This is a genomic window from Methylorubrum subtropicum, from assembly GCF_038442325.1.
GTDB classification, from domain to species: domain Bacteria; phylum Pseudomonadota; class Alphaproteobacteria; order Rhizobiales; family Beijerinckiaceae; genus Methylobacterium; species Methylobacterium subtropicum.
This window is the reverse complement of the sequence record NZ_JBBXMW010000004.1, coordinates 1-12885: the sequence shown is the minus strand read 5'-3', so window position 1 is coordinate 12885 and position 12885 is coordinate 1. Positions and strand designations below refer to the sequence as shown.

Sequence of the window (12885 nt, the reverse complement as noted above, 5' to 3'; positions counted from 1 at the left end):
TCGAACATGAACTGGTACGCCCTGCGCCCGCGCGATCCGGCCGATCCGCGCTGGCCGCTGCCGGAGACGCCGCAGGTCAGCCTCAAGGCCGAGGATGAAGCCGACGCGCGCCGCCGCTTCGCGCAGGCCTATCCGAGCGCGCCGTTCGGCACGCCGGGCCAGCCGCTGCCGAACCGCGGCGCGGGCTCGTTCCTCGGCGACGACGACGCGCTCCTCGTGGAGGAGACGCAGGCCCCGCCCGCCCCCGAGGCGTGAGGAGAGGATTGGATGGGCACCCCGCACGAGACGCTCGACGCGCAGGTGATGCGCTACTGGGAGAAGGAGGCGGCCCGCTTCGACGGGCTGGCGGAGCGCGCCGGCTTCGGCTGGCTCGCCCGCGGCTACGCCCGGCGGGCCAAGCGAGCCCGCGACATGGCCGAACGCGCCCGCGCCAAGGAGGTCGCCCGCGGTCGCCTGCCGGCGGAGGCTTGACCGATAGCCCGGGCTAAGACCTTTGCCGTGGCCTTCCCGTAGGCCCGGCCTTAAGGGCGTGGCACCCCGCCACACCCAAAAAACCGCCATGACCCGGACCGAGAAAGCCGCTCTCGCGAGCGCCGCCGTGGGCGTCGTCGTGACGGCGCTCAAATTCGTCGCCTACTGGCTCACCGGCAGCCTCGCGCTCTACTCGGATGCGCTGGAGAGCATCATCAACGTCGTAGCGGCGGCCTGTGCCTTTCTGGCCGTGCGCGTCGCCGCACAGCCCGCGGACGACGAGCATCCCTACGGCCACCACAAGGCCGAGTACTTCTCCGCGGTGATCGAGGGCGCGCTCGTCATCGTCGCGGCGGTGCTGATCCTGCGCGAGGCCTATCACGGCATCCTCGACCCCAAGCCCCTCGACGCGCCGGCGCTCGGCCTCGCGGTCAACGGGGTGGCGACCGCGATCAACGCCGCCTGGGCCTTCGCGCTGTTCCGCCAGGGAAGGACGCTGCGTTCGCCCGCGCTGATCGCGGACGCCCGCCACATCGTCGCCGACGTGGTGACCTCGGGCGGCGTGCTCGTCGGCGTCGGCCTCGTCACCGTCACCGGGACGCCGGTGCTCGATCCGGTGGTGGCCGGGCTGGTGGCGCTCAATATCCTGTGGTCGGGCTGGACCATGGTGCGCGATTCGGTGAACGGCCTGATGGATCAGGCGGCCTCGCCCGAAATGATCGCCCGCATCCGCGGCCTGATCTCGACCCACAGCGAGGGCGCGCTGGAGGCCCACGATGTCCGCACGCGCCACGCCGGCAGCGCCACCTTCATCGATTTCCACCTCGTCGTGCCCGGCGAGATGACGGTGAAGGAATCGCACGCGATCTGCGACCGGCTGGAGACCGCCATCGAGACCGAGATCGAGGGCGCCGTGGTGGTGATCCACGTCGAGCCGGGGGACAAGGCGAAGGCCAGGGGGGTGCCGGTGATTTGAGGGCCGCTTGCCGCCACCGTCATTCCGGGGCGCGAAGCGAACCCGGAATCCACCCGTGATGCTCGGCTGTTGTCACCGTCGCGGCCAGTCGTGGATTCCGGGTTCCGCTGCGCGGCCCCGGAATGACGGGGGGTGGGTTGGGATTCGGGCTGCAGGCCCCCTTGCGGCGCGCATCGAACCCCCTCTCCCAAAACCTTTGCACTTGACGCGGGCCCTCCGGTTCCCGAGCACGCTCCGATGAGCCGCCGCGTCTTCGTCACCACCACGCCGAGCCACCGCAACGCGACCGATCTGTTCGCCGACCGCTGGGCGAGCGACCTGTCGGAGCTGGCACCGGGCCTGCCGTCCGGCGGGCTGCCGGGCTTCCGCGCCGATCCGCGGCCGGGGCAGGCCGCCGCGCATCTCGGAGTGAACGGGCGGTTCGACGGCTACGACGTGCTCGAACTCGGGCCGCTGGAGGGCGCCCATACCTGCCAGCTGGAGGCGCTGGGGGCGAAAAGCATCACGGCGGTCGAGTCGAACTCCGAGGCCTTCCTCAAGTCGCTGATCGTCAAGAACATCGCCGGGCTGAACCGCTCGACCTTCCTGCTCGGCGACGTCAGCCGGCATCTGGAGGCGCCGGGGCCGCGCTACGACCTGATCTTCTGCTGCGGCATCCTCTACCACATGCTCGACCCGCTGGAGCTGATCCGGCTCGCCGCCGCGCGCACCGACCGCATCTTCATCTGGACCCACTATTTTCGCGAGGAGCGGCGGTTGCGCCGCCACGTCAGCCATCAGGTCGACCACGAGGGCCTACGGCTGTCGCTGCACGAGTTGACCTACGAGGACCGCAAGCTCGCGACCTTCTGGGGGGGAAATCGCGAAAAGACCCGCTGGATGGAGCTGCCCGACCTGATCCGGGTGCTCGCCCATCACGGCCTGAGCGAGACCACGATCATCACCGACGACCCGGACTTCGTGAACGGGCCGGCGGTGACGCTGGCGGCGCGGCGGCCGGCAAAACCGGACTGACGAACGATCCGGGTCGGTCGCTGGATTCTGCACCGTCATTCCGGGGCGCGAAGCGAACCCGGAATCCACCCGTGATGCGCGGTGCCCGGTCGCAATCGAACCGTCGCGGCCAGTCGTGGATTCCGGGTTCCGCTCCGCGGCCCCGGAATGACGTGCGTGGCGAGAGCGTGCAGGCCCTGATCCGTGTTCGGGGTTCCACCCAATCGCTTGACCCGTCCGGCGCGCTCTTCCTACACACTCCCTATGAGAGGCGCCCGATCGGCGCCGCGGCACTGAAGAATCGCGAAAAGACAGCATGACCGAGCGTGTCGATCCCAAAAAACTGATCAAGGGCGGCCTGCACGACTGGGAGGTCGTGATCGGCATGGAGATCCACGCCCAGGTCACCAGCCGCTCGAAGCTGTTCTCCGGCGCCGCGACCGCCTTCGGGGCCGAGCCGAACGACCACGTCTCGCTGGTCGATGCGGCGATGCCGGGCATGCTGCCGGTGATCAACGAGGAATGCGTGGCCCAGGCCGTGCGCACCGGCCTCGGGCTGAAGGCCAAGGTGCACCTGCGCTCGGTGTTCGACCGCAAGAACTACTTCTATCCGGACCTGCCGCAGGGCTACCAGATCTCGCAGTACAAGGACCCGATCGTCGGCGAGGGCGAGGTGCTGGTCGATCTGCCCGACGGCGCCTCGATCACGGTGGGCATCGAGCGGCTGCATCTCGAGCAGGACGCCGGCAAGTCGCTGCACGATCAGGACCCGACCAAGAGCTTCGTCGATCTCAACCGCTCGGGCGTCGCCCTGATGGAGATCGTGTCACGGCCGGACCTTCGCTCGTCGGAGGAGGCCAAGGCCTACGTGACGAAGCTGCGCACGATCCTGCGCTATCTCGGCACCTGCGACGGCGACATGGAGAAGGGCTCCTTGCGCGCCGACGTGAACGTCTCGGTGCGCCGCCCCGGCGAGGGCCTGGGTACCCGCTGCGAGATCAAGAACGTCAACTCGATCCGCTTCATCGGCCAGGCCATCGAGGTCGAGGCGCGCCGCCAGATCGCGATCCTTGAGGACGGCGGCAGCATCGATCAGGAGACGCGCCTGTTCGATCCGGGCAAGGGCGAGACCCGCTCCATGCGCTCGAAGGAAGAGGCGCACGATTACCGCTACTTCCCCGACCCGGACCTGCTGCCGCTCGAATTCGATCAGGCCTATGTCGATGCCTTGGCCGAGGGCCTGCCGGAGCTGCCGGACGCCAAGAAGGCCCGCTTCGTCAAGGATTACGGCCTGTCCGCCTACGACGCGGGCGTGCTCGTGGCCGAGCGCCCCTCCGCCGACTACTTCGAGGCGGTGGCGCGGGGCCGCGACGGCAAGGCCGCGGCCAACTGGGTGATCAACGAGCTGTTCGGGCGCCTCAACAAGGAGGGCCGCTCGATCGAGGACACGCCGGTCTCGGCCGAGCAGCTGGGGGGCATCGTCGATCTCATCGGCGAGGGCGTGATCTCCGGCAAGATCGCCAAGGACCTGTTCGAGATCGTCTGGTCCGAGGGCGGCGACCCGCGGGAGATCGTCGAAACCCGCGGCATGAAGCAGGTCACCGACACCGGCGCCATCGAGGCGGCGGTGGACGAGATCATCGCCAAGAACCCCGACAAGGTCGAGCAGGCGCGGGCCAAGCCCACCCTGCTCGGCTGGTTCGTCGGCCAGACCATGAAGGCCACCGGCGGCAAGGCCAACCCGGCGGCGGTCAACGCGCTGTTGAAGGAGAAGCTGGGGATCGAGTGACATCCCCGACCGTTCGTCGACCCGGCACGATACAACCGCCGGCTTTGGATACTCTTTTGCCGCCTCAAGCGCTGGAATTGTTAACGCTCGGCTGGAATGGTCCGCTTCGTATCGACGTCTCGGGCCGGGGCCGGTCTCGGCTTCGCCGCGGGGCGTCGAGCGAAGACATTGGGCCCAACCGGTGCAGAGCTTCGATCACGACGCCCTCCCCCCGCCGCGCGGGGCCATCCTCGATGCGAACCCGCAGGAGCATCTCGACGCCCTGTGCCGGACGGCGTCCGACCTGTTCGGCACGCCGATCGCTCTGATCCCGCTCATCGACGAGGACCGGTTCTGGTTTCGCGCCCGCTGCGGCGTCGAGGAGGACGGCGCCGACCGCGAGAGCGCCTTCTGCAACCACACCATCCGCCGCGCCCGCGGGCAGGCGCTGGTGGTGCCCGACCTGACGCAGGATTCCCGCTTCGCCCACACGCCGCTCGTGGTCGGGGCGCCGCAGGCGCGGTTCTATGCCGGCGTGGCGATCGGCTCGATCTCCGGGCGGACCATCGGCACGTTCTGCGTCATCGACCTCGAGCCGCGGCCGGATTTCTCGGCGGCGCAGGTGCGCGCGCTGCAGGAGCTGGCGCTGCTGGCCGAGGCCCATCTCCAGCTGCACGAACGCCGCTACGCCGCCGAGGCCGAGGCGCGGGCGCGCGCGGCGGCCGAGGCGCGCCTCGTCGAGCGGGAGGCGGCGCTGCGCGTGACGCAGGCCGCCCACGCCATGGCCGAGCGCACCGCCTGCTTCGGCTATTGGCGGATCGACGTGCGGCGCCGGACCATCGCGTGGTCGGACGGCATCGCCCGCATCTTCGGGCGCAACGACGGGCTGCGCCCCCTCCCCCTCGACGAGCATATCGGCTTCTACCACTCCGACGACCGGGCCGGGGTCCGCCAAGCCGTCTACGAGGCGCTGGCCGGGCGCGGCACCGGGGACACCGGCGGCTACGATCACCGCTCTCGTGTGATCCGGCCCGACGGCGAGGAGCGCATCGTCACGGTCCACGGCATCGCCCAGCACGACGATGCGGGCCGGCTGACCGCCCTCTACGGCGTCTGCCTCGACGTGACCGACCTCGCCCGCTCCGAGCGCCAGCAGCGCGAGGCCGGCGAGTTGCTGCGCACGACCCTGGAGGCGATGGGCCAGGGCCTGATGATGATCGACCCCGACGGCCGCATCCGCGTCCACAACCAGCGCGCCCGCACCTTGCTCGATCTGCCGGACACGGTGCTGCACGAGGGCGCCCGCTACGCCGACGTGCTGCGCTTCCAGGCGGCATCCGGCGAGTTCCGCAACGCCCCGCCGGAGGTGCGCGACTGGCTCATGGGCGACACTCCGCGTCCCCCCATCAGCCGCTACGAGCGCACCCGCCCTAACGGCGTCGTCGTCGAGATCAACATCGCTCCGACGAAATCGGGCGGCACTGTCTGCACCTATACCGACGTGACCGAGCGCCGAAAGGGCGAGGCGGCGCTGCGCGCGGCGGAGGCCGACTACCAATCGCTGTTCCACAACGCGGTGATCGGCGTCTACCGCGCCGGCCTCGACGGGGGCATCGTCCAGGCGAACCGGGCGCTGGTGCGCCTGCACGGCTACGGCGAGGGAAGCGGCCTGCTCGTTCCCGGGACCGCCTTCGGCCACGACTGGTACGTGGACCCCGAGCGCCACGCCGCCTTCCTCGATCGGCTGCACCGCGACGGGCGGGTCGAGGACTTCGTCTCGGAGGTGCGCCGCCACGCAGGGGGAGAGACGATCTGGGTCTCGGAAACCGCGTGGCTCATCCCCGGCGCCGACGGGGCGCCCGCGGGCTACGAGGGCACGGTCGCCGACGCCACCGAGCGCAAGCGGGCCGAGGCGCTGGTCGAGCACATGGCCCGCCACGACACCCTCACCGGCCTGCCGAACCGCCGCCTGTTCCAGGAGGTGCTCGGCCGCACCATCGCCGACGCCCGCCGCCGCGGCGGCCGGGTGGCGGTGCTCTGCTGCGACCTCGACCGGTTCAAGGCGGTCAACGACACCTTCGGCCATCCGGCGGGCGACGCGCTGCTGCGCGTCGTCGCCGAGCGGCTGGGGGCGGCGCTCCGCGAGGGCGACACGGTGGCCCGCCTGGGCGGCGACGAGTTCGCCATCATCCTGGCCGACCCCGACGAGGCCCGCCGCATCGCTTCCGTTGCGCGGCGCATCATCACCTCGCTCGCCCGCCCGATCGATCTCGACGGCTTGAGCGCGGCCATCGGCGTGTCGATCGGGATCGCCATCGGCCCCGAGGACGGCGACGGCCCCGAGACCCTGTTCAAGAACGCCGACATCGCCCTCTACCGGGCCAAGGATTCGGGCCGGAACACCTTCCGCTTCTACGAGCGCGGGATGGACGCGGCGGTCGCGACCCGCAACCTCATGGAACTCGACCTGCGCGAGGCGATGCGCACCGGCGGCTTCGCCCTGCATTACCAACCGATCTTCGCGGTGGCCGACGGCGCCCCGAGCGGGTTCGAGGCGTTGCTGCGCTGGAACCATCCGGTGCGCGGGCCGGTCTCGCCCGCCGAGTTCATCCCGGTCGCCGAGGAATCCGGGCTGATCGCGCCGATGGGCACCTGGGCGCTCAACGAGGCCTGCCGCGAGGCCGCGTCCTGGCCCGGCGAGATGCGGGTGGCGGTCAACGTCTCGGCGGTGCAGTTCCGCAAGCAGGGGCTGGAGCAGGCGGTGATCCGGGCGCTCGCCGCCTCCGGCCTGCCCGCCCGGCGGCTGGAGTTGGAGATCACCGAGAGCGTGCTGATGCAGGACTCCGACGCCGTGATCGGCTGCCTGCACCGCCTGCGCGCGCTCGGCGTGCGGATCGCGCTCGATGATTTCGGCACTGGCTATTCCAGCTTGAGCTACCTGTGCCGGTTCCCCTTCGACAAGATCAAGGTCGATCGCTCCTTCGTGCGTGACCTCGACAACCCGGTGGCGGCGGCGATCGTGCGGGCCATCGTCGGCATCGGCGAGCGGCTCGGCTCCACCATCACGGCGGAGGGCGTCGAGACCGAGGAACAATTGGGCCGCCTGCGCCACAAGGGCTGCACCGAGGTCCAGGGTTTCCTGCTGTCGCGCCCGATGGCCACGGAGGACGCCCGCGCCTTCATGCGGGGCCGGAGCGTGGCGGCGGCGTGAGCCTCCCTCAGCGAAAATCCGTCGGGGTCAGCCCGTAGCGGGCGATCTTGTCGTAGAGCGTCTTGCGCGGGACGCCGAGCGATTCCGCCGCGCCGCGCACGTCGCCGCCGGCCATGATCAGCTCCTCGCGGATCAGGCCGCGCTCGAACCGCTCCACCTGCTCCGACAGCGTGAGCGCGGTGGCCGGGGCGGGCGCGTCCGCGGCGGGCTGGCCGGCGAGGCCCAGCGCGCAGCGTTCGGCGAAATGGTCGAGTTCGCGCACGTTGCCGGGCCAGGAATGGCGGGTGAGGTGGTCGCGCATCGCCGACGTGACGGGCGGCGGCTCGCGCCCGAAGCGCGCCGCCGCGCGGGCCAAGAAGTGCTGGAACAGCAAAAAAATATCCTCGCGCCGCTCGCGCAGGGGCGGGATCGCGATGCTCACCACGTTGAGGCGGTGATAGAGGTCGTCGCGGAACGAGCCCGCGGCGGCCTCCTGGCCGAGATCGACCTTGGTGGCCGAGACGACCCGCATGTCCACGGGCCGGCGCTCGTTGGTGCCGAGCGGCTCGACCACGCGCTCCTGCAGCACCCGCAGCAGCTTCACCTGAAGCGCCAGCGGCATGCTCTCGATCTCGTCGAGAAACAGCGTGCCCCCTTGGGCGTGCTCGATGCGCCCGACCCGGCGCTTGAGGGCGCCGGTGAAGGCGCCGGCCTCGTGGCCGAACAGCTCGCTCTCGACCACGCTGTCGGGCAGCGCGCCGCAATTCATCGCCACGAAGTTCTTGGCCGAGCGCCGGCTCCAGCGATGGAGCGCGCTCGCCACCACCTCCTTGCCCGAGCCGGTCTCGCCGAGCACCAGCACGTCCACGTCGGCGCTCGCCACGTCGCGCACGAGGCGGCGGAGCGCCACGATCTCCGGCGAGATGCCGAGGAAGGCCGGGTCCGCCTCGATCGCGGCGTCGAGGCGCGCGTGCAGGCGGCGGTTCTCCAGAACGAGGCGGCGGTGGTCGAGGGCGCGCCGCACCGAACCCATCAGGCTTTCCGCCGGATAGGGCTTGGCCAAAAAGTCGTAGGCGCCGCCGCGCATCGCCGCGACCGCCATGGAGATGTCGCCGTGGCCGGTGATGAGGATCACCGGGAGATCGGGATCGTCGGCCCGCACCCGCTCGAACAGGGCGCGTCCGTCGAGGCCGGGCAGGCGCACGTCGGTGACGACGACGCCCGGCGGCTCGGCCCGGATGGCGGCGAGCGCGGCTTCCGCCGTCTCGAAGGTCTCGACAGCGAATCCGTCGAGTTCGAGGCTCTGGCGGTTGGCCCGGCGCACGTCCTCCTCGTCGTCGACGAAGACGATGCGCTCGGATGGTTCGATCACGCTCATGAGACCTCCTGCACGGCCTCTCGCACGAACGCGTCCGCGCGCAAAAGGTCCATGCGGAACACCGTGCCGCCCTCCCCCGAAGTCACGCTCAGGGTGCCGTTGCATTCCTCGACGATGCCGCGGGAGATGGCGAGGCCGAGGCCAAGCCCATCGGCCTTGGTGGTGAAGAAGGCGTCGAACACCTGCGCGCGGACGGCCTCCGGAATGCCGGGGCCGTTGTCCGCCACCGACAGCACCACCCGCTCCCCGTCCGCCTCCACGTCGAGCCGGACCCACGGGTCGGGCCGCCCGGTCACGGCGTCGAGGGCGTTCTGCACGAGGTTGACCACGACCTGTTCCAGCCGCGGCCCGTCGCCGAGCACGGCCACATCGGGGCCGGGCACCGCCACGTCGAAGCGGATGCCGGATTCGCGCGCCCGCTCGCCCAGCACTTCCAGGCTGCCGCGGACGATCTCGGCGAGCCGCACCGGCTCGCGCCGGCCCGAGGCGCGTCGCGCGAAGCCCTTGAGCTGGCGCGTCAGCCCGCCGATCCGCTCGGTCAGGCGGCCGATGGCCGAGACGTTCTCGGCGGCGTCCTCGATCCGCCCGCGCCGCACGAGGATCGCGGTGTTGTCGGCATAGGACCGGATCGCCGCGAGCGGCTGGTTGATCTCGTGGGCCATGCTGGCGGCGAACTGGCCGAGCGCGGCGAGCCGCCCGGCCTGGGCGAGTTCGCGTCCCAGCCGCTCGCGCTCGGCCTCGGAGCGGCGGCGCTCCTCCATCTCGGCGACGAGTTGCCGGTTGGCGTCGCTCAGCGCCTGCGTCCGCTCGGCGACGCGCCGCTCCAGTTCGCCCCGGCGGGAGGCTTCCTCGGAAAGGCGGTTGCGGATGCGCCGCTGCCGCGCGAGCCATGTGGCGAGCGCGCCCCAGGCCAGCCCGGTGGCGAGCAGGGCGATGATCCGCCCCTGCACCCGCTCGCGCTCGACCGCGGCGGCGATCGGGGTCAGCGTGTGGAGCCGCCACGATGTGTCGGGGACGGCGGCGTCGAGCATCAGGGCGGGCCAAGCGGGCCGCGCGCCGTTGCCGACGCGCACGAGATCCTCCTCGTCCTCGTCCCGATAGATCGGCAGCGGCGCGAGCGGCGCGTCGCCGAAATCGCGCGAGGCGGCGATGCGCGCGCGCTCGCCCGCGTCGAGGCGGTGGAGCGCCATGAATTGCCAGGACAGCTCGCTCGCCACCAGCACGATGCCGCGGGCATCCGTGACGAACACGCTCTCGTGCCCGGCCTGCCACGCCGCCTCGACCGCGTCGAACTCGATCTTGACCACGACCACGCCCGCGGAATCGGGCAGGCGCCGGGAGAGGTAGAAGCCGGGGCGCTTGCTGACGGTGCCGAGGGCGAACTGCGCGCCAGAGCCCGTCGCCATCGCGTCCCGGAAGTAGCGGCGGAAGGTGTAGTCGGCGCCGATGAAGCTGCGCGGCTCGCCCGCGTTGCTCGCCAGCAGGGTCACGCCGTCGGCGCGGATGACGTAGATCACCGTCGCCCCCGTGGCGCGGGCGATCTGATTGAGCCGGCCATTGACGCTGTCGATCAGCGCCTTGTCCGGCGAGGGGCCGACCGCGCGCACGATCTCGGGATCGGTGGCGAGCGCCAGGGGCAGCGCGCTCTGGCGCTGCATCTCGGCCGAGAGCGCCGCGACCTGAAGGCTCAGCGCCGACTGCGCCGTGCGCCGCAGGTCGGTCAGCGCGAGGCGCTCCGCCACGCGACCGCTGAGCCACACCGCGAGCGCCATGGCGACGAGCCCGGCGATGACGAACAGGCCGGTGCGCGGTCGCACCTCCCCGGAGGCGGGTCCGCTCATCGCCCGGACCCCCGTGCGGAATCCCGGAACGAATCCAGGGGACCTTTGCGGAAAGCCGCAGAGGCCGGTTTCCGGCGTCCGGCCGGAATGTGAAAAATAAGTCTCATTTCAAGAAGTTAGCAAAAAGTTACGAGCCTCGCGGAGCTGGCACGCGGGTTGCCATTCATATCCCGAAACGCAGCCATGCCCGAACCGCAGAGCTGCGAGCCGGAAGGCCAAAACCAAGAGTGGACGCCGACGAGGATTCCCAGCGGGACCGCAGGCACCCCACCGACCGATCCACGTTCTCGCAGGGAGATGCCCCATGGGTACTGTTCCGTCCCCGCTGACCGCGCCGCACGCGCCGTCCGCCCCCAAGCCGATCTATCGCACGCTCTATTTCCAAGTGCTCGTCGCCGTCGCGATCGGCATCACGCTCGGCCACTTCTATCCGAAGCTCGGCGCCGACATGAAGCCGCTCGGCGACGCCTTCATCAAGCTCGTCAAGATGATCATCGCCCCGGTGATCTTCCTCACGGTGGTCTCCGGCATCGCCGGCATGACCAACCTCGAGAAGGTCGGCCGCGTCGGCGGCAAGGCGCTGGCCTACTTCCTCACGTTCTCGACGCTGGCCCTCATCGTCGGCCTCATCGTCGCCAACGTGCTCCAGCCCGGCCACGGCCTGCACATCGACCCGAACTCGCTCGATCCCAAGGCGGTCGCGACCTACGCCGGCAAGGCGAAGGAACAGAACATCGGCGACTTCCTGATGAACATCATCCCGACGACCGCCGTCGGCGCCTTCGCGGGCGGTGAGATCCTTCAGGTGCTGTTCTTCTCGGTGCTGTTCGGCTTCGGCCTCGCCTTCCTCGGCGAGCGCGGCAAGCCGGTCCTCGACATCATCAAGATCATGTCGGAAGCCGTGTTCGGCGTCGTCAACATCATCATGAAGGTCGCCCCGATCGGCGCCTTCGGCGCGATGGCCTTCACCATCGGCAAGTACGGCATCTCCTCGCTCGCCAACCTTGCCTACCTCGTCGGCGCCTTCTACCTGACCTCCGCGATCTTCGTCTTCGTCGTCCTCGGCGCCGTCGCCCGCTACAACGGCTTCTCCATCGTCAAGCTCATCCGCTACATCAAGGAAGAGCTGATGCTGGTGCTCGGCACCTCGTCCTCCGAGTCCGCCCTGCCGACCCTCATCGAGAAGATGGAGAAGGCCGGCTGCTCGCGCCCCGTCGTCGGCCTCGTGGTCCCCACCGGCTACTCGTTCAACCTCGACGGCACCAACATCTACATGACGATGGCGGCGCTGTTCATCGCCCAGGCCACCGACACCCCGATCACCTTCGGCGAGCAGATCCTCCTCCTCCTCGTGGCCATGCTCTCCTCGAAGGGCGCGGCGGGCGTCACCGGCTCGGGCTTCATCACGCTCGCCGCGACGCTGGCGGTGGTCCCCTCCGTGCCGGTCGTCGGCATGGCGCTGATCCTCGGCATCGACCGCTTCATGTCGGAGTGCCGCGCGCTCACCAACTTCATCGGCAACGCGGTGGCCTGCATCGTGGTCGCCCGCTGGGAGGGTGAGGTCGACGAGGCCAAGCTCCACGCCGCGCTCGGCGGCAAGCCGATCGAGGACGCCCCGGTCGCCCCGGTTCCCGCCCTCCAGCCCGCCGAGTAACGGGCTCACCCAGCTCCGGGCGGGTACCGTCCCACGCCTTACGCCCCGTCCGTGAGGGAGCCGCGGCAACCGAAGGGTTGTCGCGGTTTCCTGTTTTCCGAGAGCCGCCCGGAGGCTAGACAATCGCCCTGGATATGAAATCCAGGACGATTGTCTAACTTTATGTGCCCCATCGGCTTTTTTCCGAAAGCCGGTATCCACCTTTCGGGCCGATGCTCTAGGTCGCGGACTCATAAAATCCGAAGCCAGATGCGGACGGCGGCGAGCTTGACGCTGGCAAGGAAGTTTTCCGGGTCCTTGTCGTATCGGGTCGCGACCGCACGGAAGTGCTTAATTTTGCTGAAGAACCGCTCGACCCGATTGCGGTACTTGTAAAGGAAGGCACTGAACGCAGGGACGTTCTTGCGGTTGGGCATCGGCTTGACGTTGGCCCAGGCGCCTTGCTCGGCCAGACGGTCGCGCCGCGCGTCGCTATCGTAGGCGCGATCCCCCAGAAGGGTCTGCCCCGGTCCCAGATCGCCGAGCATGTCGTCGGCCGCTCGACCGTCGTGCGCTTGGCCTTCCGTGATCTTGAGCGCGATGGGCCGGCCCTCGGCATCCACCAGCGCGTGGAT

General features: G+C 70.1%; 10 protein-coding genes. 7 read left to right on the top strand and 3 right to left on the bottom strand.

Annotated elements, in window-relative coordinates:
• Window positions 1-6: 6 nt before the first annotated feature.
• The 6 genes from AAHG03_RS07085 to AAHG03_RS07060 all read left to right on the top strand — a co-directional run bounded on the left by AAHG03_RS07085 (window position 7) and on the right by AAHG03_RS07060 (window position 7419).
• Window positions 7-255, top strand: coding sequence for a hypothetical protein (locus AAHG03_RS07085; RefSeq protein WP_342149789.1), 249 nt, complete (start codon window positions 7-9; stop codon window positions 253-255).
• A 12-nt stretch (window positions 256-267) separates the two neighbouring features.
• Window positions 268-471 carry a hypothetical protein gene (locus AAHG03_RS07080; RefSeq protein WP_342149788.1) on the top strand — a complete coding sequence of 68 codons (204 nt, stop codon included), beginning with the start codon at window positions 268-270 and terminating at the stop codon, window positions 469-471.
• Window positions 472-559: 88 nt separating this feature from the next.
• Window positions 560-1447 (top strand): cation diffusion facilitator family transporter, encoded by an 888-nt coding sequence (locus tag AAHG03_RS07075; RefSeq protein WP_342149786.1) that lies wholly within the window; start codon window positions 560-562, stop codon window positions 1445-1447.
• Window positions 1448-1684: 237 nt separating this feature from the next.
• Window positions 1685-2461: a class I SAM-dependent methyltransferase gene (locus AAHG03_RS07070; protein ID WP_342149784.1), complete on the top strand. Its 777-nt coding sequence runs from the start codon at window positions 1685-1687 to the stop codon at window positions 2459-2461.
• A 295-nt stretch (window positions 2462-2756) separates the two neighbouring features.
• Complete coding sequence (gatB, locus tag AAHG03_RS07065; RefSeq protein WP_342149782.1) at window positions 2757-4229, top strand: Asp-tRNA(Asn)/Glu-tRNA(Gln) amidotransferase subunit GatB; 1473 nt, start codon at window positions 2757-2759, stop codon at window positions 4227-4229.
• Window positions 4230-4410: 181 nt separating this feature from the next.
• On the top strand, window positions 4411-7419 hold the full coding sequence (locus AAHG03_RS07060; RefSeq protein ID WP_342149781.1) for a bifunctional diguanylate cyclase/phosphodiesterase: 3009 nt from the start codon (window positions 4411-4413) through the stop codon (window positions 7417-7419).
• A gap of 7 nt (window positions 7420-7426) precedes the next feature.
• Here the strand turns inward: AAHG03_RS07060 and AAHG03_RS07055 are convergent, their stop codons facing one another.
• Both AAHG03_RS07055 and AAHG03_RS07050 read right to left on the bottom strand, forming a co-directional pair.
• Window positions 7427-8776, bottom strand: coding sequence for a sigma-54-dependent transcriptional regulator (locus AAHG03_RS07055; RefSeq protein ID WP_342149779.1), 1350 nt, complete (start codon window positions 8774-8776; stop codon window positions 7427-7429).
• Window positions 8773-10617, bottom strand: a complete 1845-nt coding sequence (locus AAHG03_RS07050; protein ID WP_342149778.1) for a sensor histidine kinase — start codon at window positions 10615-10617, stop codon at window positions 8773-8775. Before AAHG03_RS07050 ends, AAHG03_RS07055 begins: the two co-directional genes overlap by 4 nt.
• Before the next feature lie 304 nt (window positions 10618-10921).
• Between AAHG03_RS07050 and AAHG03_RS07045 the strand changes: the two genes are divergently transcribed.
• Window positions 10922-12271: a dicarboxylate/amino acid:cation symporter gene (locus AAHG03_RS07045; protein ID WP_342149777.1), complete on the top strand. Its 1350-nt coding sequence runs from the start codon at window positions 10922-10924 to the stop codon at window positions 12269-12271.
• 230 nt (window positions 12272-12501) lie between these two features.
• Here AAHG03_RS07045 and AAHG03_RS07040 read toward each other — a convergent pair.
• Window positions 12502-12885 (bottom strand): IS5 family transposase (locus AAHG03_RS07040; RefSeq protein WP_342149774.1); only part of this gene is annotated, 384 nt, incomplete at its 5' end.